Source organism: Clostridium kluyveri DSM 555, from assembly GCF_000016505.1.
In the GTDB taxonomy this organism is placed as follows: domain Bacteria; phylum Bacillota; class Clostridia; order Clostridiales; family Clostridiaceae; genus Clostridium_B; species Clostridium_B kluyveri.
Genome location: NC_009706.1, coordinates 1535338 through 1557220, shown reverse-complemented (window position 1 = coordinate 1557220; position 21883 = coordinate 1535338). Strand labels below are relative to the sequence as shown.

At 30.6% G+C, this 21883-nt stretch carries 23 protein-coding genes and 1 pseudogene; 5 read left to right on the top strand and 19 right to left on the bottom strand.

Going from position 1 to position 21883, the window contains the following annotated elements:
* Positions 1 to 7: 7 nt before the first annotated feature.
* The 4 genes from CKL_RS07415 to CKL_RS21785 all read right to left on the bottom strand — a co-directional run bounded on the left by CKL_RS07415 (position 8) and on the right by CKL_RS21785 (position 2915).
* A complete protein-coding gene (locus CKL_RS07415) occupies positions 8 to 1603 on the bottom strand; it encodes a (2,3-dihydroxybenzoyl)adenylate synthase (RefSeq protein ID WP_012101896.1) in 1596 nt (531 codons plus the stop codon).
* An 11-nt stretch (positions 1604 to 1614) separates the two neighbouring features.
* On the bottom strand, positions 1615 to 1830 hold the full coding sequence (locus CKL_RS07410) for a hypothetical protein (protein WP_148204831.1): 216 nt from the start codon (positions 1828 to 1830) through the stop codon (positions 1615 to 1617).
* Entirely contained in the window at positions 1814 to 2575 is a 762-nt protein-coding gene (locus CKL_RS07405; RefSeq protein ID WP_012101895.1) for a thioesterase II family protein, read from the bottom strand. The genes CKL_RS07410 and CKL_RS07405 overlap by 17 nt, the downstream gene beginning before the upstream one ends.
* Before the next feature lie 220 nt (positions 2576 to 2795).
* Positions 2796 to 2915, bottom strand: a complete 120-nt coding sequence (locus CKL_RS21785) for a hypothetical protein (protein ID WP_423200916.1) — start codon at positions 2913 to 2915, stop codon at positions 2796 to 2798.
* Positions 2916 to 3555: 640 nt separating this feature from the next.
* Here CKL_RS21785 and CKL_RS07400 point away from each other — a divergent pair.
* Positions 3556 to 4754: pseudogene (locus CKL_RS07400) on the top strand (IS6 family transposase); the annotation flags it as partial.
* 607 nt (positions 4755 to 5361) lie between these two features.
* On the opposite strand, the gene CKL_RS07395 reads toward CKL_RS07400, so the two are convergent.
* The 4 genes from CKL_RS07395 to CKL_RS07380 all read right to left on the bottom strand — a co-directional run bounded on the left by CKL_RS07395 (position 5362) and on the right by CKL_RS07380 (position 7664).
* Positions 5362 to 5967: a metal-dependent hydrolase gene (locus CKL_RS07395; RefSeq protein ID WP_012101893.1), complete on the bottom strand. Its 606-nt coding sequence runs from the start codon at positions 5965 to 5967 to the stop codon at positions 5362 to 5364.
* Between the two features lie 187 nt (positions 5968 to 6154).
* The gene (locus CKL_RS07390; RefSeq protein ID WP_242649458.1) at positions 6155 to 6448 is read right to left on the bottom strand and encodes a hypothetical protein; all 294 of its coding nucleotides are present in this window, start codon (positions 6446 to 6448) and stop codon (positions 6155 to 6157) included.
* A 293-nt stretch (positions 6449 to 6741) separates the two neighbouring features.
* On the bottom strand, positions 6742 to 7035 hold the full coding sequence (locus CKL_RS07385; RefSeq protein ID WP_012101891.1) for a ferredoxin family protein: 294 nt from the start codon (positions 7033 to 7035) through the stop codon (positions 6742 to 6744).
* Positions 7035 to 7664 (bottom strand): FixC protein, encoded by a 630-nt coding sequence (locus tag CKL_RS07380; RefSeq protein WP_012101890.1) that lies wholly within the window; start codon positions 7662 to 7664, stop codon positions 7035 to 7037. Before CKL_RS07380 ends, CKL_RS07385 begins: the two co-directional genes overlap by 1 nt.
* 28 nt (positions 7665 to 7692) lie before the next feature.
* Here CKL_RS07380 and menA point away from each other — a divergent pair, with 28 nt between their 5' ends.
* The 3 genes from menA to ubiE all read left to right on the top strand — a co-directional run bounded on the left by menA (position 7693) and on the right by ubiE (position 9674).
* Complete coding sequence (menA, locus tag CKL_RS07375) at positions 7693 to 8340, top strand: 1,4-dihydroxy-2-naphthoate octaprenyltransferase (RefSeq protein WP_012101889.1); 648 nt, start codon at positions 7693 to 7695, stop codon at positions 8338 to 8340.
* 149 nt (positions 8341 to 8489) lie between these two features.
* Entirely contained in the window at positions 8490 to 8951 is a 462-nt protein-coding gene (locus CKL_RS07370) for a CPBP family intramembrane glutamic endopeptidase (protein ID WP_012101888.1), read from the top strand.
* 15 nt (positions 8952 to 8966) lie between these two features.
* Positions 8967 to 9674, top strand: coding sequence for a bifunctional demethylmenaquinone methyltransferase/2-methoxy-6-polyprenyl-1,4-benzoquinol methylase UbiE (ubiE, locus tag CKL_RS07365; protein WP_012101887.1), 708 nt, complete (start codon positions 8967 to 8969; stop codon positions 9672 to 9674).
* A 51-nt stretch (positions 9675 to 9725) separates the two neighbouring features.
* On the opposite strand, the gene CKL_RS07360 is transcribed toward ubiE, so the two are convergent.
* From CKL_RS07360 to hprK, 6 genes are all read right to left on the bottom strand, one after another.
* On the bottom strand, positions 9726 to 11111 hold the full coding sequence (locus tag CKL_RS07360; RefSeq protein WP_012101886.1) for a sensor histidine kinase: 1386 nt from the start codon (positions 11109 to 11111) through the stop codon (positions 9726 to 9728).
* Between the two features lies 1 nt (position 11112).
* Positions 11113 to 11811: a response regulator transcription factor gene (locus tag CKL_RS07355; protein ID WP_012101885.1), complete on the bottom strand. Its 699-nt coding sequence runs from the start codon at positions 11809 to 11811 to the stop codon at positions 11113 to 11115.
* Between the two features lie 61 nt (positions 11812 to 11872).
* A complete protein-coding gene (locus CKL_RS07350; protein ID WP_012101884.1) occupies positions 11873 to 12715 on the bottom strand; it encodes a PrsW family intramembrane metalloprotease in 843 nt (280 codons plus the stop codon).
* A gap of 528 nt (positions 12716 to 13243) precedes the next feature.
* Positions 13244 to 14638 carry an MFS transporter gene (locus CKL_RS07340; RefSeq protein ID WP_012101883.1) on the bottom strand — a complete coding sequence of 465 codons (1395 nt, stop codon included), beginning with the start codon at positions 14636 to 14638 and terminating at the stop codon, positions 13244 to 13246.
* 249 nt (positions 14639 to 14887) lie between these two features.
* Complete coding sequence (locus CKL_RS07335) at positions 14888 to 15433, bottom strand: 5-formyltetrahydrofolate cyclo-ligase (RefSeq protein ID WP_012101882.1); 546 nt, start codon at positions 15431 to 15433, stop codon at positions 14888 to 14890.
* On the bottom strand, positions 15426 to 16352 hold the full coding sequence (gene hprK, locus CKL_RS07330) for an HPr(Ser) kinase/phosphatase (protein ID WP_012101881.1): 927 nt from the start codon (positions 16350 to 16352) through the stop codon (positions 15426 to 15428). The genes CKL_RS07335 and hprK overlap by 8 nt, the downstream gene beginning before the upstream one ends.
* A gap of 263 nt (positions 16353 to 16615) precedes the next feature.
* Between hprK and CKL_RS19745 the strand changes: the two genes are divergently transcribed.
* On the top strand, positions 16616 to 16780 hold the full coding sequence (locus CKL_RS19745) for an aspartyl-phosphate phosphatase Spo0E family protein (RefSeq protein WP_073538511.1): 165 nt from the start codon (positions 16616 to 16618) through the stop codon (positions 16778 to 16780).
* A gap of 69 nt (positions 16781 to 16849) precedes the next feature.
* Here the strand turns inward: CKL_RS19745 and CKL_RS07325 are convergent, their stop codons facing one another.
* The 5 genes from CKL_RS07325 to CKL_RS07305 form a co-directional block, all read right to left on the bottom strand.
* Positions 16850 to 17347: an ECF transporter S component gene (locus tag CKL_RS07325; protein WP_012101880.1), complete on the bottom strand. Its 498-nt coding sequence runs from the start codon at positions 17345 to 17347 to the stop codon at positions 16850 to 16852.
* 71 nt (positions 17348 to 17418) lie between these two features.
* Positions 17419 to 19134, bottom strand: a complete 1716-nt coding sequence (locus CKL_RS07320; protein WP_012101879.1) for a B12-binding domain-containing radical SAM protein — start codon at positions 19132 to 19134, stop codon at positions 17419 to 17421.
* Between the two features lie 26 nt (positions 19135 to 19160).
* Positions 19161 to 19670: a hypothetical protein gene (locus CKL_RS07315; protein ID WP_012101878.1), complete on the bottom strand. Its 510-nt coding sequence runs from the start codon at positions 19668 to 19670 to the stop codon at positions 19161 to 19163.
* Between the two features lie 81 nt (positions 19671 to 19751).
* Entirely contained in the window at positions 19752 to 20468 is a 717-nt protein-coding gene (locus CKL_RS07310; protein ID WP_012101877.1) for a zinc dependent phospholipase C family protein, read from the bottom strand.
* 19 nt (positions 20469 to 20487) lie between these two features.
* Positions 20488 to 21795: a PQQ-dependent sugar dehydrogenase family protein gene (locus tag CKL_RS07305; protein WP_012101876.1), complete on the bottom strand. Its 1308-nt coding sequence runs from the start codon at positions 21793 to 21795 to the stop codon at positions 20488 to 20490.
* Positions 21796 to 21883 lie beyond the last annotated feature (88 nt).

Below are 21883 nucleotides of genomic sequence, written 5' to 3'. Positions count from 1 at the left end.
TCCATTATTACAAAACTAAATTTCTAAGTTTATCTTTATTTATTTTTCCAACACTCGTCAGCGGCCAACTATCTACATATCTTACCAAATCCGGTAATTTAAAATATGCAAGTCCCTTTTCTTTCAAATACGTTCTTATTTTATTTAAATCAATTTCTTTATCGTTTTTTAATATAAAAACTCCAATCTTTTCACCTAAAATTTCGTCAGGGACTCCTACAACTTGAACCTCTATAATGTCTTTATTTTGAAGCAAAACTTCTTCTATTTCAGATGGTATAATTTTTTCTCCTGCTCTATTAATCATTTCTTTTAATCTTCCAACAATTTGATAATTTCCATCTTTTAATTTTCTTGCCTTATCCCCTGTTTTAAAATAACAATCTTCTGTTATACAGTTTTTGTTAACTTCTTCTAAGCGATAATATTCATATATTGTGTAAGGTCCTCTTACAATAAGTTCTCCATACTCTTCATCTGGCACTTCAATTCCACTGTCATCAACAATCATAGCCTTATCAAATTTGCAAAGCACTTTCCCTTGAGTGTGAAACCTCACGAACTCATTATCATTCAGTCTTGTACAAGTTATTTGTCCTTCAGTAGTTCCATAAAGTTGCAACAATGTACATCCGAAAGCCTTTTCTATTCTTTTTGCCGAAGATGGTTTTAATACCGAACCGCCTATTTGAATTGTTATCAGAGAAGATATATCAAAATCATCTATATCTAAAAATTCAATGCACATGTTTGCAATTGTCGGAACTAATGCAGTAATAGTAACCTTTTCACTTTCAATCAATGGAATAATTTCATCCGGACTAGTAGTTTTACAGATAATTGACTTTCCACCAAATATCAAAGTCCCAATAGTTCCTGGACAACATAATGTAAATTTATGAGCAATAGGCAACGCTGCTAAGTATACAGTGTCTATATTCAATCCTGTTACTAAGCCTAATTGTTCTGATACATAAAGAAGTTCACAATGTTTTAAAGGAATAAGTTTAGATATCCCGGTTGTTCCACTAGATAATAGAAATAATGCTATATCTTTATAATTTGCTTTATTTTTATTGCCAGCTGTTATTTTATTTTTCGCTCTTAAAAACCGAAAATTATTATATTCTTCATTATCACCTAAGATAAAAATTTTTAGATCTATTTCTATTTCTTTCTGTATTTTCCTAATCATCTCAGTATATGAAAAACCTAAATATTTATCTCTTGCAATATATGCTATAGCCCCCGTTTTTTCTAAAATTCCTTTTATTTCGACTTCCCTGTGAGCTGGGAATCCCATAATAGGAATCGCTCCCATTTTAAATAGAGCAAAAGAAATAATTACAAATTCAATAGAATTAGGTAATTGTAATAAAACTTTATCCCCTTTGTTGATATTTTGATTCAAAAGACCTTGTGCATAAAAATCAACTTCATCACTTAATTCCTTATATGTAAGCTCATCAGATTCGCAATCTGAAAGAGCAGTCCTATTTTTGTATTTTTCACTCCAATTTTCTAAAGCTTCTCCCAACGTTATGTGTTTCCATGCATTTTCGTCATAATATCTTTCTAATTGCGCCTTGATCTCTAAATTCATGTTGACCTCCACTAAAAACATATAGTTATTATATAATCTTCAAACAGCTCTTTTATTTCTACAATCTTGCTCTTATTTATTTGTCTATCTCTTATGAGAACTTTACTTTCATATTCTTTAATTATCTCAAAGGAATATTTTAAAATATCTTTAATAGTCAAAGTTTTTATCCATATTTTCTTGACATTAAATATTTCAAATTCTGAAAAATTATATACTTTTATCATTGCACTTATATATAAATTTCTTAATTTCACTAGCAACTTTCTCTGTATTCGTATTAATAAACATATGTCCTCCTTCAATATACTTGTAAGAAAAATCTTGGCTAGTATATTCCTTCCATTTTAAAAGTTCATCTATCGTTAGCTCCTTATCTTCTGTCCCCATAAGCCCAAGTATAGGTACATCTATTTTTGTAATATTAGGATTTACATATGTTTCATCCAATATGAAATCTGCTCTAAGCATTGGCAGAAAAATTTTCATAATATCATTGTTTTCTATTATTTCAGAAGGAGTTCCAGAAAAACGATTTATCCCCTTTATAAATTCATCATCTTCAAGATAATATATAGGATTTTCTTCTTTAAAGCATGGAGCCTTTCCTGCTGAAACAATAATACCTTCAGGCATTCTAAGTTTATTTTCTTTTATTTTTAATACTAATTCATATACTATCTTCGTTCCCAAGCTATGTCCAAATAAATAATACCTGCTTCCTGTAAATATAAATTTTGATATAGAATCATATAGATTGGATAAAATTTCGTCAAATTTATCAATTGGTTTTTCATTTATCCTATTTTCTCTTCCTGGATATTGTGCTGCAAACACTTCAAAACCTTTAAAGTACACTTGCCATTTCTTGAAAACAGAAGCGCCTCCACCTGCATAAGGAAACATAAATATATAACTATCCTCATTCCTTTCTCCTGTTTTATCCTCATTTGAAATGAACCATTCAAACAAACATATCCCTCCTTACTATTTAAATCATTCATACTTATAAAAATATATTTTTAAACATAACTAGGGCGTGTCTGAAAACAAGCTACACACTATATTATTTGGACAAAATAAAAATAGAAGCAAGAAAAGAAGATGGGAGCTTGTCATAACGAGTTGCAACCCTGTGAAAATGCTTGATTTTATTAAAGAAACATTCAACTAAATGGCGTTCTTTGTATACCTACCAGTCACAATTCCAAGGATTCTGAGTATTAGATTTTGGTGGAATAGTATAAGAAGCTCCTTTTGAAGCAATGTATTCTTTAACTTCCTTTGTGCCATATGCTTTATCACCTAAAATATTACTATTTTTTATATCAATTTAGTATGTGCTAAACTTTCTGCCATAGATTATTACCTTCTTTCTATTTATTTTGATGACTTCAATATTCATCATTATATTAAAAAAGGCAATTATGTTTTTGCTTAAGCATTTAATCTCACCCGCATAGCAGGCGGTTTTTAGTTTCAGGCACTAAAGTACCTTCAACTCGTTAAAACATAATTAAATTAGCATATATTGATAATGAAATTCATTATCAATATATGCTAATTATATCACTGAAAATATTAACAGTAAAGCAAAATAATACAACATATTTCTACTATATTTTATCTTTTTCGAGAATATACACAAACTTGTGTAAAATAGTCACCCATTTTTGATTTCCCAATATCATACATAATAAAAAATGATAAACAACGACGATTCTCACGATATTAGATACACCTTCTAGTATTCCGTGGGCAAATAATAATTCAAGACTATCAGTATCATCAACAAATAATTTTTTTATATCTCACTTTACACTATTTTTTAAATTTATTCTTTATATACCAAGGTTTACAGAGTTCTTTTGAATAAAAAACAATGACCCCCTATTTCATGTTATAATTGAATCTCTTACCAAACAAAAATCACATGAAAGGGTGTCATTGTCTTGAGTTCAATTATAACTTATTTATTTTTATATAATCAATACCTTTTGAAAGTAATTTCCCAACTACTTTTATTTATTGCTAAATATATTCCTCTTAAGCAGTGGACTTTTGAGGATTCACATAGTCCTAAATACCAGAAATTTAAAGTGGATAAGCTGCCTAAAATTATTCATTTTGAGAAGGCAGACTATAAGCTTCTCTTAGCTTACTATAAACATAAATACAATAAATTAATCAAGCCCGTTCAAAGACGTAATGGAAAATCCATCCCTGAAGATATTGTATGTCCCAGGTGTGGTGCACCGAACCATTATATTTACGACAATAATGGTAATAGAGGTCAGTTTCAGTGTAAAGTCTGTGGTCAGAACTTCAATGAAAGCAATCACGCTGATAAATCTATGGTATTTCTTTGCCCTTACTGCGGACATACCCTTTCACCCAAGAAAGACAGAAAGCACTTTCGCATACATAAATGTGTTAATCCCGAGTGCTCCTACTATCAAAGCAATCTTACCAAATTGCCTAAAAATCTGGATGTTTCCGATAAACACAAGTACAAGCTTCACTATATCTATCGTGAATTTACAGTAGATTTCTTCAAGATGGACTTACATGCACTTCCTAAAAGTACTATTAACTTTAAGTACAAGAAATTCAATGCCTATATCATGGGATTATGTCTTACTTATCACGTAAATCTTAAATTATCTACTAGACAAACTGCTCATGCTTTAGCAGAAGTATATGGCATAAAGATTTCACATACAATGATCGCCAACTATGCTATGACTGCTGCCGCGGTTATCAAGCCTCTTACGGATACTTTTGACTATAAACCTTCTAAAATTCTTTCTGCTGACGAAACTTATATCAAGGTTAAAGGCATAAAACACTACGTTTGGATTGTCATGGATGCATGTAAAAAGTCTATCCTTGGCTACCAGGTATCTGATACCAGATCTGTAGGTCCATGTATCCTAGCCATGCGCATGGCTTTTGAGAAGTTCAAAGAATTTCCTAATAAAGCCCTGAAATTTATTGCAGATGGCTACAGTGCCTATCATCTTGCCAGCCAACAATGCAAGCTCATGAATGGCTGAGATTTTGATGTTACTCACGCCCTCATCCTCATAATTACTGGAAACCACTAAATGAGTTAGACATTTTAACTAATGCAGGCAATATGCCTGCCAAGAAGAACCGTATAATTTAAGTCCTGTCTGTTTTTAGATTTTTCGGCCGGAGATACAACTTAGCCACCCTTCGGGCTTGCCCTTGATGGAGTTACAAATAAATGCTAGAATGCTGTGAACAAGACGGTAAAATCTATCTGTTTTTGAGTTTTTTGCCGTCGGTGTATCCTCCAGAGCATTTATTTGTTACGCAGTCAAGGGTGGCGGGGTACATTAAAAATCCTATTTCTAGTTAGATCCCTAAAGTCATAATTCTAATTTCCCTTGTTTCTGTTTTTTCATAACTTACTTTACACTATCTAAATTTTATCCCAACGCTATCATTACTAATACTCCCATCTTATTTAAAGCTATACATTGCACATAAGTTTGGGAATTAATTGGTAAGTAAAGATATCTTTATAATAAGAATGTTCTTTTACTCTTGAAATAATATTCTTATAGCTTGAACTTCCAAATTCCCACCACTACTGCTGCTACCTGTAGATAATCCAGAAGTTTCAGATATTCCAGAGATAACAAAATACTAATCTTTTATCTTTCAAAAAAATAAACACAAAATAAACAGCTAACCCACAAGATAAGCTGCCTGTTCTGTTCAAAAATGTTTTAAGTTATACATATGTATGCTATTTTAAACAAAAAAGCAGTATAACTAATAATAGATATCATAGTATTTGCCGCCCCTCTAGAACTGACCAGTGAAAAGCAAAAACCTCCCACAGGTAATGGAAATAATAGATATTCTGGCTTTTCATTTAATAAATCAAATAACATATGCAGTGCATATCCAAGTGCAAACCAAACGGCAAACTCACCTGCAATGAGCCATACTCCCATGGTCATGGTCATAAAGCCTAATAAGCTATGCATATATTTTCTATGACCTGTTATTCTTCCCAAAACTATTGAGCCAATTATAAATATAATACCTATTATTTTCAGTGGCCCGGGCATATTTTTACTTATTAAATTTATAACATTGTAATGAAACATATATGTATCCGCCAGATATAATCCTAACAACAAAATAGCCATATGTATAATATCACTTATAACATGGCCGGCTTTAGACATTTTCAAATCTGCATCTGTGGCATATGATCCCAGTACCACAAAACCCAAACCTATAATAGAAGTTTCTATACTTGTTTTAGGAACTAATAAAAACGCCGCTCCGCAAAGTCCCACCGCTGCATGTGTCTTTCCCGTCATAATTACCTCCAAAAAATCACTTCATTTTCTATTAGGTTTCTTTTCTTGTTCTTAAAAAGCAAGCTTAGAAACCTTTGTTTGAAGTATATATCAACTAAATTATCGAATGAATTTAGTTAATATATATATTTTTTATACAATGTTTTTAATTTATTAACATTGTATATATTGTATATTATGATATTTCTCATATTCCAAATATGGGTTTCATAAAAGGTATTTTTGCTTTTTGATAAATATTTATATCCCCGACAATCTTTAACTCTTTTAAAACAAATACTTTAACATTGTTATATTTATAAATATCATATAGCTCCTTGTCTACTATATCCGTTTCAAATGAAGCCTTAATTTTAACGGTTTTTACATCATTATGAATGTTACCACAATCGCAATCTATTGATGTATTTTTAATGAATACCATAAAACATAGATTTTTACTCTGAACATAATTCAGAGCCTTATCGTCGATTTTTACCATAGTTATTACCTTCCCATTCGTTATATTCTTATTTACCCTGCTGAGCATTAAATAATATCCTCTATTTGAGGAACATATTAACAGTAAAAGATTAGTGATTTATTTATTAATCTATCGGATTTAATCTTTGCATTATTGTGACTCTTGTTTCAATTGAGATGTGAATATTCGTTTAAATCACCGAAATAATACTAATTATATATAATTAATATGTAGTTTTTATGAAGATACACCTGCAATACTAAAAGGTTTCAGCAAATAAAATTTACCAAAACCTTTTACAATTAAATATACTATGCCATTCGAAACTGTATACCAAAACCTTCACGTGGATATTTCCAATCAATATTATCATGGCTGCAGCAAATACGACATGCTCCACATTCAAGACATCCCTCATAACTGACAATAATATGTCCATCTTTCCATTGGTAAACATGAGCCGGACAGATGTGAGTACAGATTTTCTCCCTGCAATTTTCACATATCTTAGGGTCTTTAATGGCAAGGTGTGAGGCAGTATCAACATTATAGATATTTAAGAACAATTTATCATCAATATTTACTTTATTTTTAATATCACTCATTATTTCACCGCCCTAAATAGTTTAAACCCATCTTTAACTAATCCCCATAATGAACTTCCTTTAGTCATCTGTTTAATAATGAGTTTTTGTTTATCTTTTTTGGATACTCCATCTACTGTAAACATTTCACTCATTGCTTTGTTAGCTGCTGGTATATAATGATTAAAAAAATGTGGATTTTCTTCAAGCACATGAGAAGCATTTTCATACTTTTTTAAATCTTTCATAATAAAACTGTCTTTAATTAGCTTTTGATAATAAGAAAGTGTACGTTCACTGAATTCATCCAGTTTCTTTGCACGTATTATAGTTTCTGCAGCAAGACGTCCAGATGTCATTCCAAGATTTGAACCCTCCCGATGAATACCATTTACAAACTGGGCAGCATCACCTACCAGTATAACACCATCTCCTACTAATTTAGGTATACTTTTATATCCACCTTCCGGAATTAAATGTGCATAGTACTCACGGGATTCACTATCAGCAATTAAAGGCCTTATCATTGGATGCTGTTTTATATATTCAAGCAGCTCATAGGGCTTTATTTGTTTATTAGCCATCTGGGAAAGCAAGGCACCACAGCCAATTGATATATGTTCCTTAATTCCCGTAACTCTAGGAGCCATATTTGCAATAAAAGAATCAGAATTTCAATTGGGATATTTCATCTTGTCGCTGATTGCTATTGTTTTATTACAAGCAAGTTCTAACTTGCTTAGTGACCACGATGATTTTAAAAATGGGGTTGATACAAAAAATTCTTATGGTTCAAGTGGTGTTATACTTAAAAATCTATTGACATCAAAAAAGGTATATGCAGGTGGACTTATTTTATTAATCTTAGGAGCTTTTGTAGGAATATTTTTATCATATAAAAGAGGATTATTTGTTTTGTTCATAGGATTAATAGGTACTCTAGCTGTATATTCATATACTGGAAAACCTTTATCTTTAAAGTATAGAGGGTTAGGTGCTCCTCTTGTATTTTTAACATTTGGTCCGTTAATGTTAATAGGCTCCTATTATGTACAAGCACAAAATATAAGTATGGCAGCATTTCTTATTTCCATACCTGTTGGTCTGTTAACTACCGCAATCTTACATGCTAACGATATAAGAGATATACATTATGATAAAAAGGCAGGAATAAAAACTTTATCTATAATGGTTGGAAAAAACAGTGCCCAAAATATCTATTCCGGTTTTGTAATTTTATCATATGTTTCTATAATAATAATGTGTATTTATAGAATACTTCCAATTTGGAGCCTATTTTGTTTAATTACTGTACCTACAGCCTAAAAATCTAAAAAAGCTATACTCTGTATCAGATTCACCTTCAGATGTAGTATACCTTGATAAGGACACAGCACAACTTCAGGCACAATTTGGTATTATACTGATTCTTTCGCTGTTAATACCTTTCGTTGTAAATTTAAGGGGGTAAAATTTTGGAAAGAAATAATACTAAATATTTATTTATCACAATATTCATTGCCGCTATCTTGTGGTATGTAATGTTTGTAATAAAACCTATCAACTTCTGGCTGGAAATGAGTTTATCTATTATTTTTTTAGTATTTATATCATTAATTGTAGATAAAAAAATTATCCGAGTAGATAAAATAACATTAAAAAATATTGTAATTGGACCATGTGAAGAAATTTACTGGCGTGGCTTTATCCAAAATACACTATCAAAAAAATTGGGAGAAAATAAAGGGTACATTCTAACTGCACTTATGTATGCAGGAGTTCATATTATTACAGGGAACATGATGCTTGTCATAGCTGCTCTTGTCTGTGGAATATACTGGGGATGGATGTACAAAAAGCAAAAGAGTCTCTCCAGTGTAATTATATCTCATGCCATTTGGGACTTAACCATATTTGTTTTACTTCCTATTATGTAAAAGAAAGGATAATTTATGAATAATAATACTAATATATATAATATTTTCTCATCTATTGCAGATAACTATGATAGGCTTAATACTATATTAACATTAAATATTGACAGCTATTGGAGAAAAAAAGCTATTAGACTATGTAATCTAAATAAAAGCCATAAAATATTAGATGTATGCTGCGGAACAGGTAAAATGATAGAACATGCTTGTAAAACTGTAGGTAAAAACACTGAAGTTATTGGATTGGACTTTAATGAACAAATGCTCAGTGTGGGAAATGTCAAACTTAATCAATCTATTAAAGATTATAAATTCAAATTAATTAAAGGAGATATACTAAAACTTCCCTTTGAGGATTCAAGTTTTGATCGTGTCACTGTTGCTTTTGGCTTGAGAAATGCAAAAAATAAATTAAAAGCCTTATGTGAAATTTACAGGGTTTTGAAATGGGATGGAAGATTGGTTTGTCTGGAACTGTCAAATTCATCGCTTCCTGTTTTCAAGAATCTGTATGCTGTATATTTCAATTATCTACTGCCCATTATAGGATATTTAGGTACAGGAGATAAAACTGTCTACTATTATCTTAGGGATTCAGTAAATAGCTTTATGTCAAAAGTCGAACTTCAATCTACTTTCCAACAAGTTGGCTTTATTGACACTGGTTATTTATCCCTTACAGGGGGTATTGCTGCAATTCACTACGGAAATAAAAAATTACTGTAAAGACATCTCTAAAAAAAGGTTACAATATTTTGAAATATTGTAACCTTTTTATTACTTGATAGGTATGGATACCTTAAAAGTTGTACCCTTATTCAATTCACTTTCAACGGTTATTTTACCTTTATGTGCTTCTACTAAGGATTTAGTTATTGTAAGCCCTATTCCTGCTCCCCCTGTAAGTCTGTTTCGTGATTTATCAGCTCTGTAAAATCTTTCAAAAATATATGGAAGATCTTCTTTTGGTATTCCCTGTCCATTATCTTGAACTATTAGTTCAAGATACTCATTTTTATTATCCACCTGAATTAGAACTTTGCCGCCCTGCCTTGTATATTTTAAAGCATTTGAAATTAAATTTATTATTATTTGGCTTATCTTATCTTTATCAGCACAAATGAATATATCTCTACTATTAAAAATAAAATCAATTTCCTTGCTTACATATTCATTTTCAAAATTGAGCATAATATTTTTAACTACTTCACTTATGTTAAACTCAGATTTATTTAATATAAGATTCTCTCCCTCATACTCAGCAAGCTTTTCCAAATCATTTACCATACGATTTATTCTCATTATTTCTCCATGACAGCTGTTAATTCTATCTTGTGTGGGCTCCCATATTCCATCTAATATGGCTTCCATATGACTTTGCAGTGTGGTAAGAGGTGTTCTAAGCTCATGAGAGACATCTGCAGTAAGCCTTTTTCTTAAATTTTCCTGGTTTTGCAGTGTTTCTGCAAGATTATTTATTGTAGATGTAAGATTATTTATTTCAATAATATTAGAATTTTCATTAATCCTGGTACTGTAATCGCCTTTTGATATTTCTTCAGCAGATTCTATAACACGCAAAATTGGCCTGCTCAAACTCCCTGATATAATTACACCTAATATTAAAGCAAGACACAATGATATAATTCCCACACTTATTAATATTCTGTTTAAAGTACTTAAAAACATCAGATCCCTATCACTATAGTAAAAAGGACCATAATATCCAATTATGGCAGTGCCTATTTTTTGAGAATTTTTCATAAGAGGGTATTCATCTTGTTTATAACTGCCTTTCCAATTTGGATAAAGCTTCATCATATTTTTTGACATATGATCAAGCATTGCTTGACACATACCATTATTGTATGAAGTTGCATTCCAAATTGTTTTCCCTGATAAATCTTTTACAGTAAGTATAATTCCATTCTCAAGTGCATTTATACCAGTAGTCTCTATTACATCTTTGTTCCATCCATAACTACTGTATTGCTGAACTAGAGAATTTATTATATTCTGGCTGGTATGTTCATGGGTTTGTATGACATAATTTTTAAATTGTTTCTCCAAGAAAAAGTTGGCTAGTATACTAATTAAAACTACACAAATCAGCGCTACAAGAATATATGAAAAAGACAACTTTCTTTTTAGGCTTCTCTGCATGCTATTCACCGCCAAATCTATAACCAACTTTATATACGGTTAAAATGTATTTAGGTTCTCTAGAATTATCTTCAATTTTTTGTCTTAAATTTTTAACATGAGCATCTATAATTCTGTCAAATCCATTGAAATCTTCCTCAAGAGCTAAATTTACTAACTCTTCTCTAGTAAAAGTCTTTTGAGGATATTTTACTAGTGTCATTAATATATTATACTCACTAGAGGTTAAATTCACAGTTATTCCATTTTTCCTTACCTCATGTTTGATGACATTTAATACTAAGTCTCCATTATTAAATGATAAAATATTTGAAAGTGGTATTGCCTCCTCTTCAGTTCTTCTTAAATGTGCCATAACCCTAGCCACCAGCTGTTTAGGGCTAAAAGGCTTAGTTACATAATCATCAGCTCCAATATTAAAGCCTTCCAATACAGTTTTTTCATCCACTTTAGCAGTTAACATAATTATTGGAACTCTGGATTTTTTTCTTAACATTTTGCATATATCTTCACCAGATATGTCCGGAAGCATTAAATCTAATACAATTAATGCAGGGCTAATCTTTTCAAATAATTTCACTGCCTCAGTACCGTTATACGCTGAATGAACTTCATATCCCGCCTTCTCCAAATATGCCCTTATAACATCTACTATTTTTTGTTCATCATCTACCACAAGAATTTTCTTTGGAGATATCACATTAACACCCTCCTCAAATAAAAAATTAATATAATAATTATATTAATTTTTTATGTAGAAATTATGAAGTTAAATCATTCATATAATATAATTGCTTTTTCCCCTTCCGCCACATGATATAAAGTATCAGAACACTTACCATACCTACAATAACATCTCCTGTTAAAAAAGCAATATTAGATGATGTAAATATTGACATTATATATGGGATACCATCCCAAAGTGCATGGAGTATAACTACAGTTATATATGCTTCAATTACCCTTACATTTATTTTAGTATTTCCACGGGAACATTGACTTACAATGGTGCCCCCTAATATTGCTGTCCATGTGCCATGGCCTAGTGGAGATAATATTCCTCTTAGCAAAGTGGTATATACAACCAAAGACAAACTACCTCCCGCTCTTAAAAAAGTTGTAAAAACATATCCTGAACTTTCTAAAGCCGCAAAGCCCATGCCAGCAGCAGCACCCAGAATAATTCCATCTATCCTCAAACTATTACATCTATGTCTTATTAAAATCAGAACACCAATAATTTTTGTAAATTCCTCAATGATACCAACTATGAGTACAGATTTTAAATCAAGACTATTTATAAAAATGGGTTCTATTATTCCTGCTGAAAAAGTTCCTAAAAATCCTCCATAAAAAAAACTTGCTAAAATGTCTATCATCCTTACCCTGCTAAAATAGCGTCTTTCATAAAAAAATGCCACATAAGTCACTGGTATAAGAAAATTTCCCAGTATAACTATAGCTGGAAATATATTGGGATTATGTGTAAATATCAAAACTGCTAATCCAATGATATAAGTTACAAAACCTACTATAAGTAATTTATACCAATTATATCGTTTCTTAATTTTTTTACCTTTATTTATTGGTACATGTTTCTTCATGTTAGTATATCTCCTTTATTTTTATTCTCTGGTATGCTTCCTTTTTAATAAAATTATTATCTACTTTCATAAGGAGAATATACTAAATAACTTTAAACAACTTAGATATAATATTACCTTATACTTTCTTCATATCCATTAACAATAATCTCTAACTTTCATGTTTACACTTTATGTATAAGTATAGGATAACTGGATATAATGCTTAATATCACAAAAATACTTTACATCTCACTCAATTTAATATATTTTAATAAAAGCCCTGGAGTCACCAGGGTTTTTTATATAAAGATTTTTAGTAATAGCAAAAATAGTATGATTATTGTTAAATCATACTATTTGGAGTGTGAATTTGGAAAAATTAAACTTACTTTAGGTTGTAAAGAATTACTTTAGGAATGTTGACCTTTTTAATTCTAAGACTACTTATCTATTCACGTTTAATAATTGCATGGAAAGATTCAATACATATATTATCTTAATTACCTACACAATGTGTGAGAAGCTTAAGAGAAACTCAACTCTATCTCAATTTTCTTCTGCTTCTCTGTTAACCTCGCCTCTTGCTAGCGAGGCTAACACGCCAAGAACACAGAGTACGACAAATATTATAAACGCCGTTCTTAAACTGAGCATGAGCTGATCGACATATCCTGCTGAGCCGATTGACAGATTTCTCATTAAGATTGAAGTAATGAGTGAAATAATAGCTATACTGATAGACTGGCCAAGTAGCCGCATGTTACCCATAATTGAAGATGCGACACCGTATAATGTCCGATCAACCGAACTCATTATGGCATTGGTATTGGGTGAGGAAAACAGAGCAAAACCAAGTCCTATAAACGCCAAATTAAGAATTATCATTACAATTGGGGTCTGAGTACTTAGAAAAATGAAGAAGAATAGACCCAATGCAGAGATCCCCATTCCCAATGAAGCAAGAACCGCAGGTTTTATCTTATCTGATAATGTACCCGTAACCGGAGAAAGCACAGCCATAATGATCGGCTGAACCAATAAAATAAGTCCTGAAGTAGCCGTATCAATTTTCAGCGCGGTTTGCAGATATAATGATAACATAAAGCTCAAAGCGAATGTTGCACTATAGTTAATTAACGTTGCTAAATTAGAAAAAACAAAGGGTCTGTTTTTGATAATACTTTCAATGGGAATGAGTGGATTAGAATGGTTTTTCTCGTATAGGAAAAATACGATCAATAATAAAATCCCTACAGCAAAACTAACTTGATAAAGTAAGCCGTTCGTTAGAGCAGTTAACCCAAACAATAATAAGACCTGAGCTGCTATACACAAAATAATTCCCCATATATCAAATTTAGTGGCAATCCCTATCCATTCCCCCTTCAATTTCCATACGGTCATAACAATAATAATCAAAGCAATCAGCAGATTGAAATAAAATACACCACGCCATGTAAATACACTTGTGATCAAACCTCCCAATACAGGACCGCACGATAATCCGATGTATGTTGCCGCGGCGTTTAATCCCAATGCTTTACCTCTAGATTCAGGCGGTACTACTGATGTTAAAATAGCCATCGAATTGCTGAATATCATTGCGCTAGCAATTCCTTGCAAAATTCTAAAATATACCAAGGCGACCAGAGACGTCGCTAAAGCACAGGCTAGAGATGAGGCTGCCAGAAATATCATGCCAATTAAGAATATTTTTTTTCTTCCAAACTGGTCTGCCAAGCGTCCAAAGGGCAGCAAAAAAGCGGCAGATGAAAGTAAAAAACCACAAACCACCCAGTTCAGCAAATTTTGGTTGCCACCGAACTCAATACCGATAGAGGGAATGGCAAGGTTAATGGCGTTGCTTATAAATGGAGTAATAAAAGAAGTAATCATTACAATTACCAAAGTAATCCTCGTCTGACTGTTGCTGCGTTCCATGTTAACTACCTCCTTGAAATTATTAGAAGTTATCTCTTTTTTCTTCATGTAAGTTGATTATCACTTATTTCAGTACCAATATCGTTTGTCGTTCTCAATCTGTTTTTTATAAATATAACCCTTATTCATGAAATGCTTGACATCCTTAGCAGTCGTAGATTTTTCTACATAGAGAATGTTACAACTTCTTATAATTTTACAACAATTTATAAGTAAATGATACCATTATAATTACATATTACTAGTACCTCAATTAGAAATAACTCCGTCCATGCATACATCATATTTTCCCATAGGAACCTTATCTAAAATCTGAAAACTATATGCAAGTCCAATTTTTTTTGAATCATTTCTAAGTTTTTTTAAAAATCTATCATAATATCCTCCCCCATAACCCACTCTGCCGCCACTTTTATCAAAAGCCAGCCCAGGTACATAACAAATATCAATAGATGTTTCTTCCACTTTCAAATTTGTATTTTGGGGTTCTAATATTTTATAGGCTCCTTCTTTTAATTCATTAAAATCATATATTCCAACAGCTTCCATATATCCACTTTTATACATTACTTTAGGAACACAAACCAACTTTCCATCTTTTAAAGCTGCCTTTATTATATTATGGGTATCTGCCTCACTTTTATAACTTACAAATATAAATACACTTTTTGCTTTATTATATTCTTCACTTTTTATAACTTTTTCAAATATTATGCTGTCCAATTTTTCTTTTTGCCAATTACACAAATTATCTCTTTTTTCCTTCATAATTTTTCTTATATAAAATTTATTCATCTCCACCATCTTCTTTTCTAAGTTCTTGTATTCTCTCACTTATTACATCCACCGGAGTTACATCAGACACAAGACTATACCTGTAATTTGCAGCCGCAGCCTCTATTATAACCGCTAAATTCCTTCCTGGCCTTATAGGAATTTTCAATTTCCTTACAGGTACATTCAGTATATCCATATACTCCTTGTCTATACCCAACCTATCATAATTTTCATCTTTTTTCCATTGTTCCAGACATATAACAAGACCAATATTCTTTGTTTTAAGTACAGAACTTAACCCATAAAGGGCAGAAATATCAATTATACCCATACCTCTCACCTCTATCATTCCCGAGGTGATGTATGGAGAAGTTCCATTTAGTACTCCATCTATTTGTTTTACATCCACTGCATCATCAGCTACTAGTCTATGTCCTCTCTTTATAAGTTCCAAAGCAGTTTCACTCTTTCCTATACCGCTTTCTCCTGTTATAAGTATACCTATACCGTACACATCCATTAAAACACCATGAAGCCTTGTTTCAGGAGCCAGCTTAACATCTAAATAATTCATAAGTCTATTTATAAATCTTGTGGATATATTATTGGTTCTAAGTATCCATCTTTTATTTTTAATAGCACTTTCTAAAAATTCCTTGTGGGGTATTAGCCCTCTGGTAACTATAGTTCCCGGATTATCAAATTCAAAATATTTTTCCAATCTTTTTTTTCTAAGATCTGGCTGCATGGCATCTAAAAAACTCCATTCAGCTTTTCCTACTATCTGAACTCTTTCATTGGCATAATAATTATAAAATCCACTAAATTGAAGTCCCGGTCTATTTATATCACTTACATTTATTTCATTTACATTTTTCCCTTTATTTATAACCTCTAGTTCTAAATCTTTTATTATATCTTCTATTGTTACTGACATGTTTTCACCTCTTATTAGTTTCAGTTATTGATTTAACTTTATTTTGAATAAATTATTTTATATTGTCAACCTTTTTTAGACATTCCCCTATTTAAAAAATTATTAAAGTTTAATAAAAGCTTTACATCCTTTATGTAAACATTCATTGTTGATTTTTGTATTATATTGTATATTAATGACTAATAAAAGATGTGTTTATTTATCTATTATCTGTTAAAATATATAGAAGTAGTATAGTTTTTTCCTGGAGGAGTAATGTAATAATGAAAACTTATTTAAAAAATTTGGACATAGAAATAAATCAACTAAAACAGACTTTATACATATTAATGAAAACAAGAGATCTTACCGACGATATAGTTGTTAAATGCAGCAAAAAATTGGACAAGTTAATTTTAGAGTACCAAAAAAATAATTTCAAAGAATAAAATACATCACCTACAAAAGTAAAAGAACAGCATAAAAACATACTGTTCTTTAATTACATCTACACTATATTATATTTCCTTTAAATTCAAACTTAAGCTTCTAGCAAGTATTCCTACAATAACAGCAGCGATGATTCCATCTACCATATGATGAATAAACGTACCCGCTCCTATAACTACAAGAACTTTATACATAGTAAATCCAAAAGGTATTACAGCTATGGCTTCAAGTACAGCATGTATAGGTGAAGTAAATAATACTACATTTCTAAAAGAAATTCCTCTTTTCAGCATATAGGCACCTGCTAGTCCAACAAATATATGACTACAAGCTCTTGCAGCTATTACAGCTGGTGAGGTTATCAAAAATCCAAGGACAGAGCCTATGCCTACCATTACTGCTGCAAAAGGACCTAAAAACATGGATAAAAACATAGGTACATGAGAAGCTAGTGTAGCAGTAAAAGGTCCTGCTTGTATCTTTAAGAACCCAAAAGTAGTAGGAATTATAATAGCTAAAGCAGTTAAAAGTCCTGCATAAGTAAGTTTTCTTACATTGTTATTCATCTTTTCTCCTCCACAACAAATGTATATACACCAGTATACTCTAATTTATTATTAATGTAAACAAAAACACCTCAGATATTATGAAATAAATATATTTCTTTATTTTCCATGATATCAAATATTACATATCCCTCTTTTTTTTCCAATACAGATGATTTTAATAATTTTTCTACATCTATAAAAAATTTTTCTATATGATACTTTTTAGATAATTTTATATTTTCTTTTTGAATTTTTTCTTTTATGTAATCTTCTTCTCCTTTACTCTTTTCCCTTACTAAAAAATCAGGAAGCCATTTTTTCTTATTGAATTTTAAATAATCATATTTTATTATCTCCTTAAGTTCCATACTGCTTTCATTAAAATATTCTTCCTGAAATTCTAAAAATACTTTATAGTAATCTACAGAGGATATACTCCTATTAAAATATCCTTTATCATGGAAAAACATCGCAAGACTATAATAAAAATCAAAGGGCTGTTTAAATTTGAAAATAAAATACTTTATTATATTTGCAAACTTTCCGGAATTATAATATTTATCTACCATATGTTCTATTTTTTTCAAAACTGTAATTTCATCATAGGTTATATGATTGGTTCTTAGAATTTCATAAGGGGCATAGGGAGAATACACCATTTTCCACTTTTTAGCCTCCTCTCTCATAGGGGAGCCTTTTAATAACTTTAAAAATCCCATTTGGATCTCTTCTGGCTGCAGGGAATACACCTTATTAAAGGATTTTTTAAAAGATTTAAAATCTTCACCTGGAAGTCCTGCTATCAAATCTAAATGCTGTTTTATATTATTATTTGCTTTAATTTTTTTTACTTTATCTTTTATATCTTTAAATTTAACATATCTGTTTATATTATTTAACACATTTTCATTGGTAGTTTGAACTCCAATTTCAAATTGAATTCTTCCCTTTGGGGATTCTTTCAATAGCGCTATTTCTTCTCCCGTAAGAATATCTGCAGAAATTTCAAAATGGAAAGTAGTTTGCGTATCACACTCTATTATAAATTTCCAAAGTTCTAAGGTGAATTTAGGATTACAGTTAAAGGTTCTGTCTACAAATTTTATAAGAGCTATATTTTTATCTATTAAAAATTTAATTTCTCTCTTTACCCTTTCTATATCTAAAAATCTAACTTTATGGATAGTGGAAGAAAGACAGTATTTACATGAAAAAGGACATCCTCTGCTGGCTTCATAATATACAATTTTATTTTTTAAATTATCCTGCTCTTCATAGGGGAATGCTATCTTATTCATATCCATTAATTCTCTCTCTTCATTTAAAAACATTTTGCCTTGCCATTTAAAGCAAAGTCCTTTTATTTCTTTTAAATCCAAAAAAAATTGAGAATCAATATTTTCTTTCCCTTTGTTGAAATACTTTATCTGAAACTCTACAAATTCATAGTAGGTATTTTCCCCTTCTCCCATTATTATATATTCTCCTGTCATATTCTTTAAAATATTACAGCTGTCATAGGATACTTCAGGTCCCCCATACAATATTTTAATGGAGGGATTTACAAGTTTAATAAGTAAAGCTAATGATTTAATATATTCTATATTCCATATATAACAGGAAAAAGCCACTATGTCAGGCTTCTCATCTATAATTTCCTCTAATATCTTTTCTCTCCTGTCATTTATAGTAAATTCTCTTATAACACAATTATAAGGGAGTTCTCTAGTATAGGCTTTTAAATATCTTACTGCCAAATTACTGTGAATAAATTTTGAATTAAGCGCTGTTAACAGTATCTTCATATGTTCATTTCCTTTCTCCATCCATGCTAAACCGGATTTTTCCTCTGTGCTTTTATATAATAAAGCCCATCTGAATTTTTTAAATCTAGAATTTTAAAATATTTATCTAATAATTTTACTGTATTTTCCTTAGAATTATTTTTCAAAATATTAAAATCTCTTATTTTTATTTTTTTTATTTTTCCTCCTGGAATTAAAATTTTTACATGTCCATTAAAAATCTTATTATAGCCTTTATCTACATCCCATATATAAAGCAAACCATCTTCCTTTAAATACTTACAGATATCTTTTATAAAATTTTTCTTTTTAAAATTAAGCCATAGTTTATTAAATGAAAATAACAATATACAGTTATCATAATAATCCTCTTTTATGTTCTCCTCTTCTTCCTTTCCATTTATATATTCTACATTTATATTATCATTGAATTCCTTGTATATATTATATATTATACCTTCATTATGAAGCCCCACATCTAATAAATTTCCTCTGAATATTTGGTTCTCCATATTTATGAATATAGTTTTACTCATTTATATCACTATCCTTTATCAATATAGGGGAAGCACCGCCTCACTATATATGTTCTTGAAAAATATAAAAAATCCTCCCTTTTATGGGAGAATTTTAAAGTTTTTTACTTTTTCATAGTATTTAATCATAAAGCCTGCGGTAGTCCTCTGAGCTTCTTTTAAAATAACTGAAGCTATTTTACCATACTTTTCATTTATAGACTCTATATTGCTATTTTTTATATAAATACTATTTGCCATTATAGCATTATTTTTTATAAAATCTTCTAGCTTTTCATATATTATAACTCCATCTTCTGCTATAAAAGAATAATCTGTCATAAGTCTGCTTATTATCCAGAGTTCAAACTTTCTATGACTGTTTAAAAGCCTATTATTCACATGATGTGGAACTGTGACATCCTGAACAAGGTGGCAGGATGCACCGAAATAAAATAAAGCTTTTTCTATTTGACCAATATTAAAAAGCTGTAGGGACTGACTATAATATTTTCTACATTCTGTCAGTGCATCTGAAAATCCATATAATCCTTTTTCTCTGTTTACATGATAAAAATGATTGGAACTCTTAAAGTCCTGATCCGCCCAGGTTACTCCTGCATTTAAAGCTTTTATATATTTCCTAAAAAAATTATATTCCTCTTGGTATCCATCATTTTGTAATATTGCAATAGATTGTATCATTATGAATTTATGAACGGTACAATTGGTTTTCATAAGTTTTTTCTTAATGGGATTTACTGCAAAAAATATTCTCTTTACAGCATTTCCATAGGTTCTCTCAATTTCATGCTTCATTTAAAAAATAATCTCCTCATTACTGAATTTGAATTTTTAAAATTAATATAACACATAGTACTGATACAAAGATTATATATGGGTAAATATTCCTGTCCGATTTTATGTGTTCATCAATTTTGCCTTTGTTTATACTATATAAATAACCCTTATTTTCGTCAAGTGCCAATAATTCTTTGTTAAATATTCTCATACTTGAAATATTAGTTTTATCGTTAAACTTAATTTCCTCCATAGGCGATCCCATTCCCCTAAAACTGTATACTATACTATCTGACTTATCCCAAAAAAATATACAATTCTTTAGGGACAAAACTCCTTCTCTGTCTACGGCAAGTGTACCTATAGTTCCTACAGTTTTATGCTGATATAAAGGTGCCGGAGGATTGGTACTTGGATGAATGGCCAGTATAAATTGCAGAGGAGAATTTTTGACACTCTTGAATTTAGGCGAAGTAATAGGATCTCCCCCGCTGTAATCTGGCCACCCATACCATACCCCTTTTTTGATCTCATATATATAATCCGTGTCTCCTATAACGGGTCTGCTTCCTCTATTTTCCATTCCCCCTAGAGTACATATAAATTTACCTTCACTTGTAAAATCCATTCCATTTACATTTCTTATTCCCCATGCAAAAGTTTCACTGCTGCCCTGAGTTAAGTTATATCTTATAATAGAAGCATTCCCTGGAAAATGTTTTGGAACTATCTGCCCCTGTACACTTTGGGTATTATAGCTTTGAAAAGCTCCCCTCTTTTCTTTTCCAAAATTTATACCTTTTAAGGTTATATCTGCTGGAGTAACGTCATGAGCATAAAGGTTATTCTTTACCCATACATTATCTTCTCCTACTACTGCGGAATTGGTTGCAGCTCCTATGGATATGTACATATACCCATTTCTTATTCTTACCAAACTATCCTTATAATCTCCATAATTTGGCATGCCACTTACAAGTATGAAATTCTTATCCTTTTCTATAGAATATCCATATACTTTATCCCCAGAGGAATAGTATAAATTCCCCTTATAATAATCCAGACTGCAAATATTTAAACTTGAATCCTTCAATATATTATAACTTTCTCCATGATTTTTTATAATTTGTATCCTATTCTTATAGGCTATGTAATAATTATCTTTTTCATCCTTCACAAAGTCAACTGCACCTTTTAATCCTCTATATTTTAAGTTACAGCTTAAAGTAACATCTTTTATTTCAATTTTAATTTTTGAATGAGTTTTATAGAAATAATATTTAAGCATACTACCTGACAGAATTACAACTGCAATTATAGATAAAAATTTTAGTAACTTTTTCATATATAGTACTCTCCTTAAAATATACATATCACTAAATATATATTAGAAAAATTCACACATATGAGTAAGTATTTAAAAATCATTCTCC

Excerpts from the sequence above, each read along its gene's own strand:
- CKL_RS07415 (WP_012101896.1), bottom strand. The coding sequence starts at position 1,603 with ATGAATTTAGAGATCAAGGCGCAATTAGAAAGATATTATGACGAAAAT.
- CKL_RS07410 (WP_148204831.1), bottom strand. The coding sequence starts at position 1,830 with ATGATAAAAGTATATAATTTTTCAGAATTTGAAATATTTAATGTCAAG.
- CKL_RS07395 (WP_012101893.1), bottom strand. The coding sequence starts at position 5,967 with ATGACGGGAAAGACACATGCAGCGGTGGGACTTTGCGGAGCGGCGTTT.
- CKL_RS07390 (WP_242649458.1), bottom strand. The coding sequence starts at position 6,448 with ATGGTAAAAATCGACGATAAGGCTCTGAATTATGTTCAGAGTAAAAAT.
- CKL_RS07385 (WP_012101891.1), bottom strand. The coding sequence starts at position 7,035 with ATGAGTGATATTAAAAATAAAGTAAATATTGATGATAAATTGTTCTTA.
- CKL_RS07380 (WP_012101890.1), bottom strand. The coding sequence starts at position 7,664 with ATGGCTCCTAGAGTTACGGGAATTAAGGAACATATATCAATTGGCTGT.
- ubiE (WP_012101887.1), top strand. The coding sequence starts at position 8,967 with ATGAATAATAATACTAATATATATAATATTTTCTCATCTATTGCAGAT.
- CKL_RS07360 (WP_012101886.1), bottom strand. The coding sequence starts at position 11,111 with ATGCAGAGAAGCCTAAAAAGAAAGTTGTCTTTTTCATATATTCTTGTA.
- CKL_RS07350 (WP_012101884.1), bottom strand. The coding sequence starts at position 12,715 with ATGAAGAAACATGTACCAATAAATAAAGGTAAAAAAATTAAGAAACGA.
- CKL_RS07340 (WP_012101883.1), bottom strand. The coding sequence starts at position 14,638 with ATGGAACGCAGCAACAGTCAGACGAGGATTACTTTGGTAATTGTAATG.
- CKL_RS07335 (WP_012101882.1), bottom strand. The coding sequence starts at position 15,433 with ATGAATAAATTTTATATAAGAAAAATTATGAAGGAAAAAAGAGATAAT.
- hprK (WP_012101881.1), bottom strand. The coding sequence starts at position 16,352 with ATGTCAGTAACAATAGAAGATATAATAAAAGATTTAGAACTAGAGGTT.
- CKL_RS19745 (WP_073538511.1), top strand. The coding sequence starts at position 16,616 with ATGAAAACTTATTTAAAAAATTTGGACATAGAAATAAATCAACTAAAA.
- CKL_RS07325 (WP_012101880.1), bottom strand. The coding sequence starts at position 17,347 with ATGAATAACAATGTAAGAAAACTTACTTATGCAGGACTTTTAACTGCT.
- CKL_RS07320 (WP_012101879.1), bottom strand. The coding sequence starts at position 19,134 with ATGAAGATACTGTTAACAGCGCTTAATTCAAAATTTATTCACAGTAAT.
- CKL_RS07315 (WP_012101878.1), bottom strand. The coding sequence starts at position 19,670 with ATGAGTAAAACTATATTCATAAATATGGAGAACCAAATATTCAGAGGA.
- CKL_RS07310 (WP_012101877.1), bottom strand. The coding sequence starts at position 20,468 with ATGAAGCATGAAATTGAGAGAACCTATGGAAATGCTGTAAAGAGAATA.
- CKL_RS07305 (WP_012101876.1), bottom strand. The coding sequence starts at position 21,795 with ATGAAAAAGTTACTAAAATTTTTATCTATAATTGCAGTTGTAATTCTG.